At 65.4% G+C, this 19,431-nt stretch carries 19 protein-coding genes; 10 read left to right on the top strand and 9 right to left on the bottom strand.

All coding sequences use genetic code 11. The features are described 5' to 3' along the window. Position 1: 1 nt before the first annotated feature. Genes ACREYQ_RS20125 through ACREYQ_RS20115 form a run of 3 tightly spaced genes read right to left on the bottom strand, consistent with a single transcriptional unit; the run spans position 2 to position 2,482 of the window. Positions 2-382, bottom strand: a complete 381-nt coding sequence (locus ACREYQ_RS20125; RefSeq protein ID WP_115213343.1) for a cupin domain-containing protein — start codon at positions 380-382, stop codon at positions 2-4. 45 nt (positions 383-427) lie between these two features. Continuing rightward, the gene (locus ACREYQ_RS20120; RefSeq protein ID WP_432261940.1) at positions 428-1,912 is read right to left on the bottom strand and encodes a 4-hydroxyphenylacetate 3-hydroxylase family protein; all 1,485 of its coding nucleotides are present in this window, start codon (positions 1,910-1,912) and stop codon (positions 428-430) included. Positions 1,913-1,948: 36 nt separating this feature from the next. After that, positions 1,949-2,482: a flavin reductase family protein gene (locus ACREYQ_RS20115; protein WP_432261939.1), complete on the bottom strand. Its 534-nt coding sequence runs from the start codon at positions 2,480-2,482 to the stop codon at positions 1,949-1,951. A gap of 369 nt (positions 2,483-2,851) precedes the next feature. On the opposite strand from ACREYQ_RS20115, the gene ACREYQ_RS20110 reads away from it, so the two are divergent. Then, entirely contained in the window at positions 2,852-4,072 is a 1,221-nt protein-coding gene (locus tag ACREYQ_RS20110; RefSeq protein ID WP_432261938.1) for an IscS subfamily cysteine desulfurase, read from the top strand. Here the strand turns inward: ACREYQ_RS20110 and ACREYQ_RS20105 are convergent. Next, positions 4,069-4,611: a MarR family winged helix-turn-helix transcriptional regulator gene (locus ACREYQ_RS20105; RefSeq protein ID WP_039009266.1), complete on the bottom strand. Its 543-nt coding sequence runs from the start codon at positions 4,609-4,611 to the stop codon at positions 4,069-4,071. The genes ACREYQ_RS20110 and ACREYQ_RS20105 overlap by 4 nt on opposite strands. A 101-nt stretch (positions 4,612-4,712) precedes the next feature. Here ACREYQ_RS20105 and ACREYQ_RS20100 point away from each other — a divergent pair, with 101 nt between their 5' ends. After that, positions 4,713-5,294: a hypothetical protein gene (locus ACREYQ_RS20100; protein ID WP_432261937.1), complete on the top strand. Its 582-nt coding sequence runs from the start codon at positions 4,713-4,715 to the stop codon at positions 5,292-5,294. A 10-nt stretch (positions 5,295-5,304) separates the two neighbouring features. Here the strand turns inward: ACREYQ_RS20100 and ACREYQ_RS20095 are convergent, their stop codons facing one another. Both ACREYQ_RS20095 and ACREYQ_RS20090 read right to left on the bottom strand, forming a co-directional pair. After that, the gene (locus tag ACREYQ_RS20095) at positions 5,305-6,477 is read right to left on the bottom strand and encodes a M20 aminoacylase family protein (RefSeq protein WP_432261936.1); all 1,173 of its coding nucleotides are present in this window, start codon (positions 6,475-6,477) and stop codon (positions 5,305-5,307) included. 25 nt (positions 6,478-6,502) lie between these two features. Then, on the bottom strand, positions 6,503-7,849 hold the full coding sequence (locus ACREYQ_RS20090; RefSeq protein WP_432261935.1) for a DUF3100 domain-containing protein: 1,347 nt from the start codon (positions 7,847-7,849) through the stop codon (positions 6,503-6,505). 186 nt (positions 7,850-8,035) lie between these two features. Between ACREYQ_RS20090 and ACREYQ_RS20085 the strand changes: the two genes are divergently transcribed. Further along, positions 8,036-8,956: a LysR family transcriptional regulator gene (locus ACREYQ_RS20085; RefSeq protein ID WP_432261934.1), complete on the top strand. Its 921-nt coding sequence runs from the start codon at positions 8,036-8,038 to the stop codon at positions 8,954-8,956. A gap of 13 nt (positions 8,957-8,969) precedes the next feature. On the opposite strand, the gene ACREYQ_RS20080 is transcribed toward ACREYQ_RS20085, so the two are convergent. Further along, a complete protein-coding gene (locus ACREYQ_RS20080; RefSeq protein WP_432261933.1) occupies positions 8,970-10,205 on the bottom strand; it encodes a CaiB/BaiF CoA transferase family protein in 1,236 nt (411 codons plus the stop codon). Positions 10,206-10,333: 128 nt separating this feature from the next. Between ACREYQ_RS20080 and ACREYQ_RS20075 the strand changes: the two genes are divergently transcribed. The 5 genes from ACREYQ_RS20075 to ACREYQ_RS20055 all read left to right on the top strand — a co-directional run bounded on the left by ACREYQ_RS20075 (position 10,334) and on the right by ACREYQ_RS20055 (position 14,997). Continuing rightward, positions 10,334-11,179, top strand: a complete 846-nt coding sequence (locus tag ACREYQ_RS20075; protein ID WP_432261932.1) for an IclR family transcriptional regulator — start codon at positions 10,334-10,336, stop codon at positions 11,177-11,179. 104 nt (positions 11,180-11,283) lie between these two features. Further along, positions 11,284-12,285, top strand: a complete 1,002-nt coding sequence (locus tag ACREYQ_RS20070; protein WP_432261931.1) for a Bug family tripartite tricarboxylate transporter substrate binding protein — start codon at positions 11,284-11,286, stop codon at positions 12,283-12,285. Between the two features lie 47 nt (positions 12,286-12,332). Then, a complete protein-coding gene (locus ACREYQ_RS20065) occupies positions 12,333-13,511 on the top strand; it encodes an acyl-CoA dehydrogenase family protein (protein ID WP_432261930.1) in 1,179 nt (392 codons plus the stop codon). Between the two features lie 450 nt (positions 13,512-13,961). Further along, positions 13,962-14,459 (top strand): hypothetical protein, encoded by a 498-nt coding sequence (locus ACREYQ_RS20060; RefSeq protein ID WP_432261929.1) that lies wholly within the window; start codon positions 13,962-13,964, stop codon positions 14,457-14,459. A 316-nt stretch (positions 14,460-14,775) separates the two neighbouring features. Further along, a complete protein-coding gene (locus ACREYQ_RS20055) occupies positions 14,776-14,997 on the top strand; it encodes a hypothetical protein (protein WP_432261928.1) in 222 nt (73 codons plus the stop codon). A gap of 188 nt (positions 14,998-15,185) precedes the next feature. Here ACREYQ_RS20055 and ACREYQ_RS20050 read toward each other — a convergent pair whose 3' ends face one another. Continuing rightward, positions 15,186-15,395, bottom strand: a complete 210-nt coding sequence (locus tag ACREYQ_RS20050; RefSeq protein ID WP_432262610.1) for a DUF6988 family protein — start codon at positions 15,393-15,395, stop codon at positions 15,186-15,188. 467 nt (positions 15,396-15,862) lie between these two features. Here ACREYQ_RS20050 and ACREYQ_RS20045 point away from each other — a divergent pair, with 467 nt between their 5' ends. Then, complete coding sequence (locus ACREYQ_RS20045; RefSeq protein WP_432261927.1) at positions 15,863-16,501, top strand: MFS transporter; 639 nt, start codon at positions 15,863-15,865, stop codon at positions 16,499-16,501. A 212-nt stretch (positions 16,502-16,713) separates the two neighbouring features. Then, positions 16,714-17,820 carry a porin gene (locus ACREYQ_RS20040; protein ID WP_432261926.1) on the top strand — a complete coding sequence of 369 codons (1,107 nt, stop codon included), beginning with the start codon at positions 16,714-16,716 and terminating at the stop codon, positions 17,818-17,820. Between the two features lie 139 nt (positions 17,821-17,959). Here the strand turns inward: ACREYQ_RS20040 and ACREYQ_RS20035 are convergent, their stop codons facing one another. After that, positions 17,960-19,429 carry a short-chain fatty acid transporter gene (locus ACREYQ_RS20035; protein ID WP_432261925.1) on the bottom strand — a complete coding sequence of 490 codons (1,470 nt, stop codon included), beginning with the start codon at positions 19,427-19,429 and terminating at the stop codon, positions 17,960-17,962. Positions 19,430-19,431 lie beyond the last annotated feature (2 nt).

Genomic DNA, 19,431 nt, shown 5'->3' with positions numbered 1-19,431 from the left:
ATCAGGCCGGGTCGTAGTAGTGGATCTCCAGCAGCATGCAGCCGCCGTTGGACTTGAACGGGCCGTGGAAGGCGCCGGGCGGGCGGCAGGCGTAGGTGTTGGGGACGAAGGCTTCGCCGCCCTTGCCATTGGCGTCGTTGCCCACGGTCAGGTCGCCGCTGAGCAGGTAGACCTCTTCCCAGTACTCGTGCACGAAGGGCGAGGTGGTGAACACGCCGGGCTGGAAGCGCAGCAGGCGCGTACGGCTGCCGCTGCGGCCGCCCTCGTCCAGCGAGCCGGACAGGATCTTCTGCTGGATACCCGAGGGATAGCCGTGGGGGACCTCCCAGCCGGACTCCAGGTCCAGGGTGTGGAACTCATCGTGAAGCTTGGTGATTGCCATGTCGATCTCCGTAGTCGATGCGGGTATTGGGGAAGGTGCGGGAACTCAGGCCGCCTGCGGCAGCTTGGCCAGTTCGCTTTCGAGGGAATAGCTGCCGAGCATGTTGTCGACCAGCCCGGATGCGTTCTGCCAGTCATAGGTGCGGTAGGCATGCCCCTTGGTGACGAAGGTGGCGCCGGCGTAGAACATCTCGTACTGGTTGTGGCGCGACGCAAACTCGGAGCCGACCGCGTCCCAGGCGAGCTTGAAGAACTTGACGCGCTCTTCCGGGCTGCACACCGGCGACTTCTGCGTCCTGGCGATGATCCCGGCGAGCGACGGATTGGCGAAATCCTCGATGCTCGACGGCAGCATGATCATGCCGCCGCCGGCCAGCTCGCGCAGCGTGGCCAGCACCTTGCCGTAGAGCTGCTGGGTCACCACCTGCGAGCCGTACAGCATGCTGCGGTCCGGCACGAAGTAGCCGTGCTTGCCGACCTGGCCCTTGGCCTCCATGCCGTAGACCCAGGCCTCGACCATGCCCGCCTCGGCGGCCAGCTGGCCCAGCATTTCCCTGACCTGCGGGAAGCTGTTGGTGCCGTTGATCTCGGTGATGCGATGCGCCAGGCCCACCAGGAAGCGCAGCTTCACCATCAGCCGCACCTGGCACTGGTAGTTCTGGTAGACGTGTGCCGGCGTGGCGTGGAACTGCTTTGCGCACAGGCCGACGTCGCCCGCGACGAAGATGCGCTCCCATGGCACCTTGACGTCGTCGAAGTAGAGCACCGCGTCGTTCTCGTCGAAGCGGCTCGCCAGCGGGTTGTCGAACACCGAGGTGGCGTTGGCTTCGTACGACTTGCGCGACATCACCTTCAGCCCCCTGGTGTTCATCGGCACCGCGAAGGACAACGCATACATCTCGTCGCCCTCGCGCAGCGGCTGGATGCAGCTGCAGAAGACCTCGTTGGCCATGATGCCGCTGGTGGCCAGCATCTTGGCGCCGCGCACGGTGATGCCCTCGGCGTCCTGGTCGACGATACCCACGGCCAGGTACTTGTCTTCCTGCTCGTGCGCGGACCTGGACTGGTTGGCCTGCGGGTTGACGATCACATAGGTGAGGAACAGGTCGTTGTCGCGGGCATAGCGGTAGTAGTCGCGCAGCGCGCCGGCACGTGCCGGGTCGGCCTGCTCGAAGACATCGATGCCCATGTACATGCCCGAGATGCAGGAAGCCACGTGATCGGGCGAGCGGCCCATGAAGCCGTAGTGCAGCTCGGTCCAGGCTTCCAGCATCTGGCGGCGCTCGACCAGTTCGTTGTAGCTGGCCGGCAGCTCCCAGATCCGGCTGACGCGCCGGTCGGTGCCCGCCGGCTGGAAAGTCATCTTGTCGACATTGCCGGGCTGCGCCTGGAAGTCATAGAGGTTGGCGTAGCTGCGGATCGAGTTGCGAAAGGCCGGATGGCTGGTGACGTCCGTCACCCGCTTGCCGTCCAGGTACACCTCGCGGCCATCGCGCAGCATGGCGATGTGCTGGTTACCGGTCTTGATCATGTCGTTCTCCTGTGCTGACTGTCTGTTCTTGTGGATTCAGGCGGCGGCCGGGCTGTCTTCCAGTGCCCGGTACCTGCCGCCAAAGAAGATGAGGGGCCGGCCGTCCTGGCGGGCCTGGTGGCGGAGCACCCGCCCGATAAAGATCACGTGGTCGCCGCCGTCGTGCTGGGCATAGGGTTCGCATTCAAAGGTGGCCAGCGCATCGGGCAGCAGCACATGGCTGTCCTCTTCGCGCCTGGTGAAATCGATGCCTTCCCACTTGCCGGAATTGGCCCGAGCGAAGCGGTTCGAGATATCCTGCTGCGCTTCGGCCAGCACGTTGACCGCATAGCGCCGCGCGGTGCGCAGGTCGCCCAGGCTCAGGCAGCGGCGGTCCACCGAGAACAGCACCAGCGGCGGGTCCAGCGATACCGAGTTGAACGACGCCACCGTGATGCCGACCGGCACCCCTTCTTCGCGCGGCGCGGTAATCACGGCGACGCCTGTTGCAAACATCGCCAACGCATTCCTGAAGCGGCGTTGCGCTTCGGCGTCCACGTTGACGCCCTGACCGACAGATGACTCAGCCATCACGACTCCTACGCAAGTGTTCTCACCAAACCAGTTACTTTGTTTATTTATCTTTGTAACTTAGGTTTTATTGAATGCTATAAAACAACGCCATTCAAGTTGGTGGAAACCCTAGAGTGCGGAGACAGACAGCCCGCAAGGCGACTCAATGAAGTCCGGAAACCCTTTCCGCACAAGGGTTTCCGGTCAGCGTGGAGGAAGCACCCGGCGCCCGGAATTGCCGTAGTCCGCGCGTCAAGCAACCCTACGGGCAGCATGGCGCTGCCGCGAACGGCCGCCACCCGGTGCTAGACTCGGCCCCACTTTCCTTGACCAGCGGGTACGCCTTGCCCACGGTCGTCCCCCCATCCGCCTCCAGGAATGAGCGCCATGCAAGAGCCGAAGACCCTGCCGATCTATATGGACTACAGCGCGACGACACCGGTCGATACCCGGGTCGTCGAGAAGATGGTTCCCTACCTGCACCAGCAGTTCGGTAACCCCGCATCGCGCAGCCACTACTACGGCTGGCAGGCGGAAGACGCGGTCGAGGCCGCGCGCGCGCATGTGGCGGCACTGCTGAATGCGGACCCGCGCGAGATCATCTGGACCTCCGGCGCGACCGAGGGCAACAACCTGGCGATCAAGGGCGCGGCGCATTTCTATCGCGGCAAGGGCAACCACGTCATCACCGTCAAGACCGAACACAAGGCTGTGCTCGATACCTGCCGCGAGCTGGAGCGGCAGGGCTTCGAGGTGACCTATCTCGACGTCGGCACCGATGGCCTGGTCGACCTTGACGAACTACGCGCCGCCATGCGGCCGGACACCATCCTGGTGTCGGTGATGATGGTCAACAATGAGATCGGGGTGATCCAGCCGGTCGCGCAGATCGGCGAGCTCTGCCGTGCGGCGGGGGTGGTGTTCCATTGCGATGCGGTGCAGGCCGCCGGCAAGATCGCCATCGACCTGCAAGCCCTGAAGATCGACCTGCTCACCGTGACCGCGCACAAGGTCTATGGCCCCAAGGGCATCGGCGCGCTCTATGTGCGGCGCAAGCCGCGCATCCGCATCGAAGCGCAGATCCACGGCGGCGGGCATGAGCGGGGCATGCGCTCAGGCACCCTGCCGACGCACCAGATCGTGGGCATGGGCGAGGCCTTCAGGCTGGCAAAGCTGGAACTTGGGGAAGAAGCGCGCCGCGTGGGCGCATTGCGCGACCGGCTGCTGGCGGGGCTGTCGGGACTTGACGAGGTTTACGTGAATGGCAGCCTGGACCAGCGTATCCCGCACAACCTGAACATCAGCTTCAACTATGTCGAAGGCGAGTCGCTGATCATGGGCATCAAGGACGTGGCGGTGTCGTCGGGGTCAGCTTGCACCTCTGCCTCGCTGGAGCCATCGTTCGTGCTGCGCGCGCTGGGCCGCAGCGACGAGCTGGCGCATAGCTCGATCCGCTTCACGCTGGGGCGCTACACCACCGAGGCGGAAGTGGATGAAGTCATCCGCCAGGTCAGCGACACGGTGATCCGCCTGCGCGAGCTGAGCCCGCTATGGGAAATGCACCAGGACGGCATCGATGTCGGCACGGTGCAGTGGGCCGCGCACTAGCCCTTTTGCCGGCGCGCCTGCAGGTGCTCCAGATCCAGCGCGGCACGGTCGCCGTTGGCGACCAGCCGGTCCACCACCGAGCACAGCACCTTGAATTCGGTGCGGGAAACGCCGTCGAACAGCACGTCGTTGATCTGCTGCTGCACCGGCAGCAGTTCATTGAGCAGGCGGGTCCCGGCGGCGGTGATGGTGAGCCGCATCTTGCGCTTGTCGTCGGGATGAGCCTTCTTGTCGATCAGCCCCAGCTTCTTGAGCTTGCCGGTCTCGATGGTGATGAAGGGACCGCTCAGGTGCAGGTGGTCGGCGAGCTGGTTGACCGTCACCTCGCCTTGCTGCGACAAGTGCAGGATCGAGCGGATCAGCGAGTACTGGACCCCGGTCAGGCCGATCAGGCTGCCAAACCCGTCGCGCACGGACAGCAGGCGCGCGGCAAACGGCAGCAGGCCATTCACCAGGTGCCGGAACTCACGGTCCGAGCCGTCGACCAGGCAGGCCGGATGCGTAACGGTCAGGTTCTTGTTTGCAGGAGTCGTTGCCATCGGCGGAATGTCCACTTAGCTTTTGATGCAAGCTTTGTGCCAAATTCTATCAAACTCCCTGCAACACCCCGCCCCCTTCAAACCACCCTCACGAGTCCAGCATGAACACGATCCCGCTTGCCACCGCCCAAACCCGGCTGGCCCAGTACGTCGAGGCCAAGGACAACAACCGCCCGGCGCTGATCCACGAAGCCTTTGCCGCGGATGCGTCGCTGACCTTCTCGATCAATACCGACGCCATCAGCTTCCCGCCCAGGGCCGAAGGCGCGGATGCCATTGCCACGACACTGGTCAGCGAGTTTGCGAAGACGTTCGACCGCTGCCGGACCTGCTACATCGGCGACGTTGCCGCCGCGCTGGCCGGCAACACCATGACGATCCCCTGGCTGGTGGTGATGCGGGAAACGGCGGCCAGCGCCTTGCGCGTCGGCAAGGGCTATTACCGCTGGGGCTTTGCCGCCGGCGATGACGGCACCTACCGTATCGCCAGCCTGCATATCCATATCGAACGCATGGACACGATCGCCGATCCCGGCGCGGTCACGCTGGCGGCCTTGCAGGCGGCGTTGCCCTATCCCTGGCTGCCGGCGCCGGTGCTGGCTGCGGCCATCGAAGCGCACACCAGCGCGCAGCCCGCACAAGGGTTCCTGAACGTGTTCGCGCAGGCGGCCCGCATGGCCTGACGGGCGCCGATCACTCGGCCGGCAATTGCTGCGCGACCAGCGCCACCCAGTACGCCGCGCCCAGCGGCAGGATCTTGTCGTTGAAGTCGTAGTAGGGATTGTGCAGCGGCGGGTCCTCGGCGCTTTCGCCGGCGCCGATGCCGATATAGGCGCCGGGGCGCTTTTCCAGCATGAAGGCGAAGTCTTCCGAGCCCATGGCCGGCTTGATATCGGTCTTCACGTTGTCGGCGCCCACCAGCTGCGCGGCGGCGGCAATGGCGGCCTCGGTCTCGGCAGGCGTGTTGACCACGCCGGGGTAGCCGGGGCGGTAGTCGATCGCGATCCGCGCGCCGTGGGTCGTGCCCACGCCTTCGCAGATCTGCAGCATCTCGGTCTGCGTGCGGTCGCGCACGGCGGGATTCAGCGTGCGGATAGTACCGCGCAACACCACCGATTCAGGCAGCACATTCCAGGTATCGCCGCCGTGGATCTGGGTGATGCTGACCACGACCGGATCGGTGGGATCGGTGCGGCGGCTGGCAATGGTCTGCAGCGCGGTGATCAGGTGCGCGGACACGACCACCGAATCGATGCCGTGGTGCGGCTGCGCGCCATGCGCGCCCTTGCCGGTGATGACGATCTCGAAGTTGTCCAGGAACGCGGTCATGGTGCCGGCGCGGATGGCGAACTTGCCGCGCGGCAGCTGGGGGAAGTTGTGCATGCCGTAGACGGCATCGGCCGGGAACTGGTCGAACAGGCCCTCTTCCACCATCACGCGGCCGCCGCCTTCATTTTCCTCGGCGGGCTGGAACACGAAATGCACCGTGCCGCGGAAGGCATCGCGGTTGCGCGACAAGTGCGCGGCCGCGCCCAGCAGCATGGCGGTATGGCCGTCGTGGCCGCAGGCGTGCATCTTGCCGGCGCAGGTGGACGCATGGGCGGTCTTGCCCAGCTCCTGCATATTCAGCGCATCCAGGTCCGCGCGCAGCGCAATGCTGGGGCCGTCACCGTTGCGCAGCGTGCCGACCACGCCCGTGGTCGCCAGCCCCCGCTGCACTTCGATGTCCATCAGACCGAGCGCCTGGGCCACGATGCCGGCGGTGCGGTGCTCTTCGAAAGCGGTTTCCGGAACGGCGTGGATGTCGCGGCGCCAGCCAAGCATGTTCTGGCGGATGTCGTCGGCAATATCGGGGTCGCGGTACATGTCAGGTCTCTGGTGCTGGTGAGATTCAATGGAAGAACTCGGCAATCAGCGTGGCGCCGAGGAAGGTGCCGGCCGTGGCCGTCAGCGATACCACCACGATGCGCCAGCCGAGCAACCGGAACACCGGCAGGTCCTTGGCCACCGAGAAGCCCGCCAGCGCCAGCACCGGCGTGGTGAAGGTCATGAAGTTGAGTTTTTCCGTCATGGCGATGACGGCATCGGAGAACGGCAGCATCCCCGGCACGCCGATCAGCGTGACCACCACCGACATCGTCAGCAGCAGCGGCACGCGCGGGAATACGCGCTTGAGCAGGTCGCAGGCCGCCACGATGGCAATCGCCACCAGGATGCCCTTGAGCGATTCCCACAGCGGCACGTGGTACGACAGCTTGTTGCCGATCAGCACCCCGGCGCCGACCAGGAACCAGCCAAGCGCGGCATCCCGCGCCGAGGTGCCGTGCGCCAGCGCGCCATCGAGCCTGACGTCCTGCACCTCGCGCATGGGGTCGCGGCGCGAGAAGCGGCCCAGCACCGGCTCCAGCTTGCCGTACAGCCACGAACACAGCGGCAGCGACAGGAACAGCGTGAAGTAGAAGCCGGCCACCGAGGTCAGCAGGTTCGACGCGGCGGCAATGGCCATGATCTGGGAAGCCTGCCCCGGGTGCTGCGCGACGATGGCGCCGACGGCGGCCGCCATCAGGCTGCCCGAGCCCACGCCGGCACCCATGGCGAGCGAGCGCGGATCGAAGATCCCCAGGCTGCTGACAAACCCCGACAGCACCGCGATAAAGAGCGCGCCCAGCACGGTGCCGGTGATGTACTCGGCCAGCACGCCGCGGCCTTCCGGCGACGCCATGCCGTATTTCTCGCCGATGATGACGATATTGCCCTCGCGCCCGACCGAGAAGGTCGCGCCAACGGCCTCGCGCTTGATGCCCAGCAGCAAGGCCAGCGGCAGGCCCAGCGCCAGCGTGCCGAGCGCATGCCCGAATTCCTGGAACAGCAGCGCCCAGCCGGCGCCCTTGAGCTGCGGCAGCGCGCCGCCCACGGTCAGGCCGAGCTTCACCACGAACAGCAGCAGCCCGGCATTGAGCAGCCCGGTGGCCAGCGATTGCAGCGGCGCGTCGATGCGCACGGCGCGCGGCACGTTCCGGGCCGCGATGCCCCACGCCGCGGCCATCAGCAGCGCCCACAGCATCGGCATCAGCACCACCTTGCCGGGCCCCAGCCTGAACTGCACCGCACCGATGGTCTCGGCAATTGCCACCACGGCCAGCGTGACGACGGCCAGTCGTACCTTGCTGCTGCCGGTGACGGCGGCAAGCGGGGAATCGGCCGACACAACCGCCGGCTGGGCAATGGGATTCGTCATCAGGTGTCTCCGGGGGTAGCCTGCTTATGCAGCACCAATGTGCCTCCTTCGGCATTCCGGTTCGTCCTGACCGCTGACCAGAAGGATCGCGTCAGTATTCCGGCCGCTGAGCGTTTCATCAATGATCGTGATATGGGAAACTTGTTGCATTCAATGCAACGCTCAGCGGAGTGACCTGTGCTTTCGATGGACGACAAACTGGACACGCGGCGCGTGCGCTACTTCATGCAGGTGCTCGACAGCGGCTCGGTCCGCGGCGCCGCCGAAGTCCTGGACATGGACCCTTCGGCGGTCAGCCGGGCCATCGCGATACTGGAGAAAGACTGCGGCACGCGCCTGCTGGAGCGGCACGGCCGCGGCGTGGTCGCCACCGAGGCGGGCGAGTTGCTGGCCGCCTACGTGCGCCACCAGAACAGCCAGAAGCAGCAGTTGCTGGCCGAACTCGACAGCATCCAGAAGGTGGCGCGCGGCCATATCGACATCGTCGCGGGCGAAGGCTTCGTGGAATGGCTGATGCGCCATAGCCTGCGCACCTTCATGCTGGCGCACCCGGGCATCACGGTGGACTTGTCGGTCGGCAGCACTGACGAGATCGTGCAGCGCATTGTCGATGGCAGCGCCCATATCGGGCTGGTGTTTCAGCCGCCCAAGGACGCGCGGCTGCGCTGCCACCACGCCCATCCGATGCCGATCCAGACCCAGGTGCTGGCCTCGCAGCCGCTGGCACAACTGGGCCGGCCGCTGGACTTGCAGGACCTGCTGCCCTACCCCGGCGCCACCCTGCACCGGACCTTCGGCGTGCGCCAGCACATCGAAGCCGCCGAGATCAGCGAGGGCGTGCGCCTGCAGTCGCTGCTGACCACCTCGTCATTCAATGCGCTGGGGCACTTCGCGGCGGCCGGGCTTGGCTATGTCCTGTGCACGCGCCTCGCCTTGTGGAACCAGCTGAACGAGGCGCGCGTAGTGTCGCTGCCGATGAAAAACCCCCTGCTTTACCAGGGGGAAATCCAGACCGTGTCGCGCCAGGGCCGGGTGTTGTCGCCGCCGGCGGCGCGGCTGCTGCGGCAGATCGTGGCGGATTTCTCGGCGCTGATGACGGGGGAGTGAGCGTCCCGGTGCGTTAGACCACGCCGTCAGCACGCAGGCGGGCCAGCTCCTCATCCCCGATCCCAAGCTGCCCGTAGACCTCGGCATTGTGCTCGCCCACATCCGGCCCGGTGCGCGGTGACGGCGGCGCATAGCCCGAGAAGCGCGGCACCACGCATGGCGCCGGCACCGAGCCCAGGTCCGGATCGGGCAGCCGGACGATGGCCTGGCGCGCGGCCATCTGCGGATCGTCGACGATATCGGCGATGCTGAACACCTTGCTGAACGGCACCTGGCACTGCTCCAGCCGTGCCGCCACCGCGGCATAGGGCTGCGCGGCAAACCACTCGGCAATACTGCCGTCCAGCGCTTCGATATGGCGCACGCGCCCGGCGTTGGTGGCGTATTCCGGCGCCTGCGCCAGCTGCGGCGCGCCCATGGCCTCGGCCAGCCGGCGGAAGGTGGCGTCGGACGAGGCCACCACCGTGACCCAGACATCGTCCGCGGTGCAGTACATATTGGACGGCGCCGCGTAGGTGGTGCGGTTGCCGGCGCGCTGGCGCACATGGCCCAGTTGCTCATACTCGATGGCCAGCGGGTCCAGCAGGCGGAACAGCGCCTCGGTGGCGGCCAGGTCGATCTCGCGGCCCGGCTGCCCGGGCCTGGCGCGTTGCTCGGCTACCGCAGTGGCAATCGCAAAGGCGCCGAACAGGCCGGCAATCATGTCGCCGACCGGGTAGTTCATATGCATCGGCCCGCTTTGCGCCGTGCCCGCCAGGTTGGTGAAGCCGCTCCTGGCTTCGAAGATGCGGGCAAAACCCGGCCGCGCCGCATCGGGCCCGGTCTGGCCGAAGCCGGTCAGCCGCAGCACGATCAGCTTCGGGTTGGCCGCATGCAGGGTGTCGAGATCCAGCCCCCAGCGCGCCAGCGTGCCAGTGCGGAAGTTCTCGACCAGCACATCGAACTGAGGCAGCAACCGCAGGAAGATCTCGCGCCCGCGCGGCGTGCGCACGTCGAGCGAGATGCCGCGCTTGCCGCGGTTGGTCACCTTCCAGTACAGCGCGTGGTCCGCAGTGACCGGCTCCAGGCCGCGCAGCGGATCGCTGCCGTCGGGCAGCTCCAGCTTGACCACGTCCGCGCCCATGTCGCCACACAGCGTGGCGGAGAACGGGCCCGCCACTACGGTGGCCATATCGAGGATGCGCAGTCCGCCAAGCGGACCGGTGCAGTGTGCGTCTGACGGTACAGGACGTGCGATGTTGTCTTCCATGGCGGGGTCTCCGGCGGCAATTGGCGTCTCCAGCAAAGTGGCAGACGGCCCGCCCCTGACGCAAGCACGGTTTCGCTGTGCGGAACTGTCGTGCTACAACGTTGACGTCCCCACTCCCCGATCCCAGCATGGAACCCAAGCAACCACCGCACAGCATGGATCGCAATCCGGAACACCTGCCCCTGCCAGGCCTGGCCAGCGAGGACGCACTGGCCACCGACCGCCAGTTCGCCACCAACCTCGCGCGCGGGTTGGAGGTACTGCGAGCCTTTACGCCGTCCAGCCCGGTGCTGGGCAACCAGGACATCGTGGCGCGCACCGGCCTGCCCAAGGCCACGGTGTCGCGGCTGACCTACACACTGGGGCTGCTCGGCTTCCTGAGCCGCGTGCCCGGCAACCAGAAGTACCGGCTGGGCGCAGGCGTGCTGGCGCTGGCCTACCCGATGCTGGCCGGGCTGGCGATCCGCCAGGTGGCGCGGCCTTACATGGAGGCGATTGCACGCGAGACCGGCTGCACCGTAAACCTGGGCATGCGCGAGCGGCTGTCGGTGGTGTACGTGGACAGTTGCCGGCTGGATCCCGGCAACCTCTACCAGCCGGACATCGGCAGCAGCCGTCCGCTGCTGGCCAGCGCGATCGGCCGTGCGGTCTTGCTGGCCTGCAGCGCAGACGAGCGCACGGCGCTGCTGAACCGGCTGCGCGTGGACGATCCGGAGCGCTTCAACGTTGAGCGCCAGATGTGGGCGGACGACCAGAAGCACTTCCGCGCGCACGGCTACTGCCTGAGCCGCGGCGAGTGGCGGCCCGAGATCCACGCGATCGCGGCCCCGTTGCGCCAGTCGCTGCACGAAGACGCATTCGCGCTGAACTGCACCATCGCCGCTTCGCGCAACCGCGACAACATGCTGGAGCGCGAGGTGGCGCCAAGGCTGCGCGAGGCAGTGCGGCAGATCGAACTGAGCTGCGCGCGGTAGCCGATACCGGGCAGCAGCGCAACGACAAGCGGCCCGCCAGAGGCCTGCATGAGACCGACCCCGCGCCCGGGAACTCCCTGGCGCTGGCAACCCAAGGAGACAAGATGGATGCCATCCAACCGTTGCGCCGGCTCGCTGCCGGCATGCTGGCCTGCGCCGCGCTGATGCCGCCGTCAGCATTTGCGGCCCCCGACAATGCGGCGCGCTTCCCGGACCGCCCGATACGGATCATCGTGCCGTTCTCCGCCGGCGGCGTGGTCGACTCCGTCAGCCGCATCACCGCCGAGAACATGGCGAAGGTGCTGAAGCAGCCGGTCATCGTCGAGAACAAGACCGGCGCCGGCGGCGCCATCGGCGCGGACTTCGTCGCCAGGGCGCCCGCCGATGGCTATACGCTGCTGGCGGTCAGCCCCAGCTATGTGGTCGGGCCGCTGCTCAACCCGTCGATCCAGGGCAAGAGCGGCAGCAAGGACTTCCGTGCCGTGGCGGGGATCGGCGCGGTGCCCAACGTGATCGTGGTGCCGGCCTCGTCGCCGCTGCGCACGCTGCCCGAGCTGCTCGACGCGGCGCGCAGACAGCCTGGCACGCTGACGTACGCCAGCGCGGGTGTCGGCACGTCGAACCATCTCTCGGCGGAACTGCTGGCGCAGATGACGCATGTGAAGCTCACCCACGTGCCCTACAAGGGCCAGCCCGAGGCCATGAGCGACCTGCTGGGCGCGCGCGTCTCGATGATGGCACTGACCTCGGCCATTGCCCGCCAGCAGGTGCAGAGCGGCAAGCTTCGCGCGCTGGCGGTGACGTCGGCAAAGCGCTCGCAGGCGCTGCCCGACGTGCCGACCGTGGCCGAGGCCGCGCACCTGCCCGGCTATGAAGTGGGCGCGTGGTTCGGCCTGGTCGCGCCGCAGGGCACGCCCGACGCCGTGGTGCGCAAGCTGGCAGAGGCCGCCGCGCAGGCCACGTCGGACGCCGCCACCGCACGCCACCTGGCTGAACTCGGCATGGACCTGGCACCGCAATCCACCGCCGCCTTCGACCGCTTCCTGGACACCGAAACCAGAAAGTGGACCGGCGTGCTGAAGACCGCCGGCATCACGGCACAGTAGCCGCCCACGCCCACGCTCTCGCTCATTCAACCAACCGGAAACCCTCCATGATCCGCGACTCCGCCCGCCAGCAAGCGCTGCTTGCCGATATCCGCCGCTTCGTGCTGGACACCTGCATCCCGCTAGAAGCGGAGATCGACCGCACTGACGTGATACCCGAGCCCGTGGTCGAGCTGATGCGCCACCTCGGCCTGTTCGGTCACAGCATCCCCGAAGCGTATGGCGGTGCAGGGCTGACGACCGAAGAACTGGCGCAGGTGAACATCGAAGTCTCCCAGGCCGCCACCGTGTTCCGTGCCCGCTTCGGCGGCAATACCGGCATCGCCTCGGAATCGCTGGTCGCCGACGGCACCGAGGCGCAGCGGCAGCGCTACCTGCCGCAACTGGCCTCCGGCAAGGTGACCGGCTGCTTTGCGCTGACCGAGCCGGAAGCCGGCTCCGATGCGACGTCGCTGCAAACCACCGCACGGCAAGACGGCGATCACTACGTGCTGAACGGCGCCAAATGCTTCATCACCAATGCCCCGATCGCCGACCTGTTCACCGTATTCGCCCGCACCGATCCCGACACACCGGGCGCCCACGGCATCAGCGCCTTCCTGATCGAACGCGGCACGCCCGGCCTCAGCACCAGCGAACCGGAACGCAAGATGGGACAGCACGGCTCGCCCGTGGGCGATGTCTACCTGAAAGACTGCCGCGTGCCGGCCAGCGCCATCGTCGGCGGCAAACCCAACGTCGGCTTCAAGACGGCGATGAAGGCGTTGAACAAGCAGCGCATCAACCTGGCGGGACTGTGCGTGGGGCCTGCCATCCGGCTGGTGGACGAGATGGTCCGCTACGCGGCGCAGCGCCGGCAGTTCGGCAAGCCGATCGCGGACTACCAGCTGGTGCAGCAGATGATTGCCGACAGCAATACCGAACTGCACGCCGCCCGTGCGCTGGTGCTCGACACCGCGCGCAAGCGCGACACCGGCGAAGACGTGACCATGGAGGCGTCGATGTGCAAGTTGTTCGCCTCCGAAATGGCCGGCCGCGTCGCCGACCGCGCGGTGCAGATATTTGGTGGCAGCGGCTATATGGCGCGCACCGTGGCCGAGCGCTTCTATCGCGATGTGCGGCTGTTCAGGCTGTATGAAGGGACGACGCAGATCCACCAGCTCAACATTGCGCGCAGGACGATGGAGGCGCGTGGGGCGGCGTTGGAGGGCGGCGGCGCGGCTTGAGTTCTGCCGCTGGCGGGCGCCGTGCGCACGTGCGCGGCGCCTTGAGCGAAGGTTGTTGAAGCCGCAATCCGGGTCAGGGCAACGCGCCCAGCTCACGTTGAACATCGTGTGGGGACCGCACGTCGGTAGCATCCACTACCACCTCTTTGGCATCCTCCCCCACCTCTCGCTACAGGCGGCTCCTCGAACTGCCGCTGTCCCTCCCCCCACATGCCGGTAGCCATGCAGGCGGCGCTGGCTGACGCGCTATGCGCTCTTTGCCATTACCGCAGGCCTGCCGTTCGCCTTCATCTTCTTCTACCTGGAGAATGGCGGCTTCATGGTCTGCACTGTCGACCGTCACGGGCCTAACGCATACGCCCCCCCCGAGGCGCCAGCGCGCTCGGCGGAACACCGCCAGCCGGCCCCTATAGTATCCTCGCGGGTTCGCCCACCCGTACCACGAGATTGATGCACCACACCGACGACGCCCTGCCCGAGCACGAATCCACAGCCATCCACGAGCCCCGCCTCTGGCGCGACAAGGGCTGGACTGCCCGGGTCATCAAGAACGAGGATGGCGACGGCTGGGCGGTCGAGATGATCCGCGACGGCAGCGCTGAACCGGCGTTGGTCGGGCCCTGGACCATGGGGCGGAACAAGGTTGATCCCAAGCCGCTGGATGCGACTGCGCATCAGACGCTGGTCAAGACGGCTTCGGAGGTTATCCGGCGGCACGAGCAGCAATTGCACGCGCAGCTTAACAAGCAGGTCAGTATCGAGGCGGAAGCCGGCACTGTGACGGTGAAGCTTGTCATCACGCCGGATGAAATCGAGCCCTTTGGCACGCTCACGGCCGAGGATCCCTTTGGCGGGGTGCTGGCGACTGTGAAGGTGCGGCCTGACTTCCGGCTGACGCGCGACAGCGCGGAGCGCTGGGCTGCTGGTGGGTTCGACAGGATTCGCTAGGCAACCTCCTGACAACGAAGCGCCGGAGGATTGCGAATCGTCTGATCGTCACAGACGACAGAGATGGGAACACTAGAGCCATCACCGCAACAACGGTGATCGGGTGTAGCAACCTGTTCCACACTAACTGATGGTCGTCCACGCGCCCATATCCTCACGCACGCGCACGTCGTCATTCAATGGCGGGCCGGGCGGGGCAGCCGCGAGGCTGGTCGGTCTTACGTTGGTGTGCCGGCATTGCTACCCCCGCTGTCGGGCCCGCCCCCCTCCAAACGCAGGTACCAGGCGGGTTATCCAACTTTGATAGGAGCTCGCAATGCAGGAACAAATCGCGTCGAAACCACAAACCGTCTTAGCTGCCATTCCGGAAGAATGTCGGGAATCGCTGGATTGCATCGGTGCCGGACTGAACAGGGTCATGGCGCTGTTGGAAGTGGAAAGCGAATGTTCGGAGGCTTGCCATGGCATCCGGTGCCTGGTGGGGATGATTAAGGCGAAGCTGGAGCAGACGGCGGGGGCGCTTTGTCCGGGGGAGTGAGTGAGGGCCTTGATGCTGCCGGGGCTGTCGCACTGGCGGGGTGAATTAACCGCGGCTTCGGCTGTAATGCCGTTCAGTTAACCACCGTCGTTCCCGCGCAGGCGGGAACCCAGTGACTTCATCCCCAAAGGGGACGTGAAAGACGCTGGATTCCCGCCTGCGCGGGAATGACAGTAGCGTTTGATACCTTAACTGAACGGCATTACGGCTTCGGCTGCGGTTTTCAATAGGTGCCGGGAAGATGTAAAAGCGGCGTAAACGACAATCAGCGGAAAAGGGGAAGACCGCTGGTGTTGCGCCACTGTCGCGGCAATCTCCACGGGGTAGCCTTGCCGTGCCAGATGCAGAGGGTGGATCCCACTGTGTACGAATGAGCCGAGTGCGTGGCGCGAGAGCAGGTTGAACTCGACAATCGGCGCTGACAGCCCTTGAGTTGGTCGGCGCCAACGCCGTCAACGCGCGTGGCGTTCTTCGCCAGGCTGCGGTGGCGCACCTTGCCGAAGCCCCACGGCCGCTTGACCACGCCGAAGACGTGCCCTACGCGCTCACGGATGCGCGACTTGTTGCCGTGCTTCGAGCGAACCGGCTTGTCGACGTCGTCGCGATGAATTCGAACCCTGGCAATCAAGTCGCGCCAGAACGCCTGCGCCTTGCTGTTATGCGTGTTCCCGACCACCAGCGCGCAGCCTTCGCGCCGTGCCTCATACTCCACCCAAATTATCCAATACCAGATATGCAACACATAATAATCAGGCACTTACTGCAGTTGTAATTACAGATTACGTATCCTATACTCCGGCCGGTTGCTCGACACCTTAGAAAAAACGCCTCAATCGAAGGACTCAAGGACAAGGAGACACCCGTCATGCAATCGACAAGCCCCACCGCAGCCTCGCTCGCGGTTTCGCGCAGCAGCGTGCGATGGAAAATCTTCCTGATGCTGCTGCTCCTCGTGGCGATCAACTACATCGACCGCGCCTCGCTGTCGGTGGCCATGCCGCTGATCGCCAGGGAGTTCGATCTCAGCCCCGCCATGCAGGGGCTGATCCTGAGTTCATTCTTCTTGACGTACGCATTCATGCCGGTGCCGGGCAGCATGCTGGCCGACAAGTGGAAGGAGGCCGGGGGACGTCCCAACGTCGTGATGCGCACGCTGTTCGGCATCGCCGCAGTTGTGGCCATGGTGTCGATCTTCTCTGTGGCCTATGTCACCGACCCCGTGGTGGTTGTGGTGCTGCTGTCCTCCACGCTCTTCTTCCTGCGCTGGTGCGGCCTGTTCTGGTCCGTGCCATCGATGCTGGGCACCCGTAACAAGGCGGGCTTCCTCGGTGGCGTGATGAACCTCGGCGGCAACATCGCCGGCATCAGCGTGCCGATCATCGTCGGCCTGATCGTCCAGGCCACCGGCTCCTATTTCCTGGAACTGATGTTCTTTGCCGTCTGCGGTGTAGGCCTGCTGCTCGCGTCCACCAGCATCGACTACGAGAAGAAGATCCCGGTCTGACGGCACAGCCGCGGATAACGGAACCCCGTCATTCCCACATGAATACCGAGGCAGTCGCTAACCCGACTGCCGGACTGGTTGCGTCTGGAATTCCGCAGATACCGGTCGGCCATGTCCATTGCGTAGAGGAGGCTGCGCAATGGCCAGCAAACGCCGCACCGGGCCAATAGCCTCCATTCGCTCATTTTTAGAAACTTTCAAACAAGGAAAACATGAGGCTCAAACTATTCGTCATTTCCGCCGGACTGCTTGCGTCGGCCGGGACGTATGCCCAGTCAAACGTGACGCTTTACGGAGTCGTTGACGCCGGTGTCGAGTACCTGAGTAGCGTCCCGAATGCCGCCAAAGCCAGTTCCAGTCTGTTGGCTCTGCAATCGGGTAGCCAGTCGGGCTCCCGTTGGGGCATTCGCGGCGTAGAAGATCTGGGCGGCGGACTGAAGGGCATCTTCACGCTGGAGAGTGGCTTCACTGTTGACGACGGGAAGATGGCCCAGGGCAATCGACTGTTCGGTCGCGCCGCGTTCGTGGGCTTGCAGAACCAGTGGGGTCAATTGACCCTGGGCCGCCACGCAACGCCATTCTGGGATTTTGCCGGCGCATTCGACCCGATGGGTAACGCAGGTCGCTACGCGATCGGCGCGCAGGACCCGTTCATGCTTAGCCAGCGCGCGGACAATTCGGCCAGGTATACGGGCACGTTCGGTGGCCTGACTGTCACCGGCCTGTACAGCTTCAACTACAACAACAATGAAGTACCCGGCAATTTCACAAATGGCCGCGAGTACGCGCTGATGGCCGCCTACGCCGCCGGCCCATTCTCGGTCGGTGCCGTGTACGACCAGACCAACCAGTCGTCCGCCACCGCGCTGACAAGCAACCAGTTGATCCGTCGCGCGGCGTTGGCCGGCACGTATGCGTTTGGCCCGGCCAAACTCTACGCCGGCTACCGTTATGCGCGCTCTTACAATGGTGCTTCTCTGCCAGGCACGGCAGGTGCCGCGAATACCTATTCCAACCTCGCCTGGGCTGGTCTGGGCTATCAACTGACACCATCCGTCTCGCTGACCGGCGCGGCGTACTACCAGAATCTTCGTTACGCTCACGTCGGCAACCCGTGGCAATTCGTTGCTACCGCCGACTATACCTTGTCAAAGCGTACCGATCTGTACGCAACGATGTCGTACGCGCTGAATCGCAATTCGCGCTCCGCGCTTGGCGTGAACGGATTCAACGATGTGCTTGGCGCATCGTCGAATGAGCAGGTGGTACCGGGCAAGAATCAGTTCGGCGCCGTACTTGGCATTCGCCACAAGTTCTGAGCGGTCGCAAGGTTACGCAATCAGCCCGGCTTTTGCCGGGCTTTTTTCATCGCCGATCTGCGTGACCGATCAGAAGTGCGGGCTCGACCGGTTGAATCCGCAGCCACTGCCCGGTCACAGCGCCAGCGACCTCAATGCATCAAGGCAAGACTGGCGGGGAGTACGGCAAGGTCCTGGCCAGTGCCCACAGCAATACAAGCACGACAGGCGTGTGGGTCAGGAACTGCGTGAACGTGAATCCGACCAGGTCGCGTGCCTTCAATCCGAGGATGCCGAGCAGCGGCAGCATCCAGAAGGGATTGATGAGGTTGGGCAGCGCTTCGGCAGCGTTGTAGATCTGCACGGCCCATCCCAGGTGAACCTGCAGGTCGTTGGCGGCCTGCATCACATAGGGGGCCTCGATGATCCACTTGCCACCGCCAGACGGCACAAGAAACCCGAGGACTCCCGAGTAGATCCCCATCATCAGCGGATAGCTGCCACTTGACGATATGCTGACAAACAGCGTTGACAGGTGGTGAGACAGCGAGGCGCCGTCAGGGCCCTGTGCCGCAGTCAGCATGCTGGCAATGGCGCCGTACAGCGGGAACTGGATCAGTACGCCGGTGGTCGCCGGCACCGCGCGCGCGGCGGCATCCAGGAAGCTGCGTGGCCGCCAGTGCAGCAACATGCCAGCCAACAGGAATATCAGGTTGTAGGTATTCAGGCCTGAGATGGCCACCAGCAATGGCTTGGTCGCCAGTTCATGCCATATCCAGCCCGCACCCAATGCGACCAGCACCAGTGTCAGCACGGGGCTGTGCTCAAGCCACTCGCCCGGTCGCTGTGCCCGCGCCGGAGCAGACCCCTTCTCCGCTCCGATCACGACACCCAGCTCGGCGGCCGTCTTGGCGCGCGCCGGTGCCGGAGCGGTCCAGTAGGCAACCAGCGTCGACACCGCCAGCAGCACTGCGGTGACCACGAGGCTCTGCCACAAGAAGATCGTCTGGCTGAACGGGATGACCCCGGTGACCTTCAGCAGGCTGGCCGGAATGCTGGCGGGGTTGGCCTGCAATTGCGCCGCGGACGAGCTCAGTCCCATGGCCCATGTTGCGCCAATGCCCAGGTATGCGGCAGCCCCGGCCGCGCGGTAATCCATGCGCAGTTCGGTGCGACGCGCCAGTGCCTTGGCCAGCAGCCCGGCAAAGATCAGGCTGATGGCCCAATGCAACAGTGACGCCACCACACTGACGAATGCGACATAAGCCACCGCGGTGCGGCCGTTGCGCGGCACCTGCGCGGCACGGTCGACCAGCCGCGCCATTGGCGGCGAACTGGCGATGATATAGCCGGTGACGGCTACCATGGCCATCTGCATGGTGAACGGAATCAGGCTCCAGAAACCGTTTCCAAACGCCAGCGAGACCGCGGCCGGCGAGGCGCCGACGGCCAATGCGCCCCCCGCCACGGCCAATACTGTCAAGGCGACGAACACGTAGGCATCTGGATACCACTTCTCGCACCACGCGGTCACCCGCAAGGCCAGGCGTTCCAGCGCCGGCGTGCCGGCTACCGTGGCTGTGCTCTGCGGCAGGTCTGGCGCCGCAGCAATCTTTTTCTGTACTGACATGG

Source organism: Cupriavidus sp. TMH.W2 (genome assembly GCF_050847365.1).
Lineage (GTDB): Bacteria > Pseudomonadota > Gammaproteobacteria > Burkholderiales > Burkholderiaceae > Cupriavidus.
This window is presented reverse-complemented; position numbering and strand designations above follow the sequence as displayed.

Bases quoted from the DNA above. Each gene is read 5' to 3' on its own strand.
- ACREYQ_RS20125 (WP_115213343.1), bottom strand. From the start codon at position 382: ATGGCAATCACCAAGCTTCACGATGAGTTCCACACCCTGGACCTGGAG.
- ACREYQ_RS20120 (WP_432261940.1), bottom strand. From the start codon at position 1,912: ATGATCAAGACCGGTAACCAGCACATCGCCATGCTGCGCGATGGCCGC.
- ACREYQ_RS20115 (WP_432261939.1), bottom strand. From the start codon at position 2,482: ATGGCTGAGTCATCTGTCGGTCAGGGCGTCAACGTGGACGCCGAAGCG.
- ACREYQ_RS20110 (WP_432261938.1), top strand. From the start codon at position 2,852: ATGCAAGAGCCGAAGACCCTGCCGATCTATATGGACTACAGCGCGACG.
- ACREYQ_RS20105 (WP_039009266.1), bottom strand. From the start codon at position 4,611: ATGGCAACGACTCCTGCAAACAAGAACCTGACCGTTACGCATCCGGCC.
- ACREYQ_RS20100 (WP_432261937.1), top strand. From the start codon at position 4,713: ATGAACACGATCCCGCTTGCCACCGCCCAAACCCGGCTGGCCCAGTAC.
- ACREYQ_RS20095 (WP_432261936.1), bottom strand. From the start codon at position 6,477: ATGTACCGCGACCCCGATATTGCCGACGACATCCGCCAGAACATGCTT.
- ACREYQ_RS20090 (WP_432261935.1), bottom strand. From the start codon at position 7,849: ATGACGAATCCCATTGCCCAGCCGGCGGTTGTGTCGGCCGATTCCCCG.
- ACREYQ_RS20085 (WP_432261934.1), top strand. From the start codon at position 8,036: ATGGACGACAAACTGGACACGCGGCGCGTGCGCTACTTCATGCAGGTG.
- ACREYQ_RS20080 (WP_432261933.1), bottom strand. From the start codon at position 10,205: ATGGAAGACAACATCGCACGTCCTGTACCGTCAGACGCACACTGCACC.
- ACREYQ_RS20075 (WP_432261932.1), top strand. From the start codon at position 10,334: ATGGAACCCAAGCAACCACCGCACAGCATGGATCGCAATCCGGAACAC.
- ACREYQ_RS20070 (WP_432261931.1), top strand. From the start codon at position 11,284: ATGGATGCCATCCAACCGTTGCGCCGGCTCGCTGCCGGCATGCTGGCC.
- ACREYQ_RS20065 (WP_432261930.1), top strand. From the start codon at position 12,333: ATGATCCGCGACTCCGCCCGCCAGCAAGCGCTGCTTGCCGATATCCGC.
- ACREYQ_RS20060 (WP_432261929.1), top strand. From the start codon at position 13,962: ATGCACCACACCGACGACGCCCTGCCCGAGCACGAATCCACAGCCATC.
- ACREYQ_RS20055 (WP_432261928.1), top strand. From the start codon at position 14,776: ATGCAGGAACAAATCGCGTCGAAACCACAAACCGTCTTAGCTGCCATT.
- ACREYQ_RS20045 (WP_432261927.1), top strand. From the start codon at position 15,863: ATGCAATCGACAAGCCCCACCGCAGCCTCGCTCGCGGTTTCGCGCAGC.
- ACREYQ_RS20040 (WP_432261926.1), top strand. From the start codon at position 16,714: ATGAGGCTCAAACTATTCGTCATTTCCGCCGGACTGCTTGCGTCGGCC.
- ACREYQ_RS20035 (WP_432261925.1), bottom strand. From the start codon at position 19,429: ATGTCAGTACAGAAAAAGATTGCTGCGGCGCCAGACCTGCCGCAGAGC.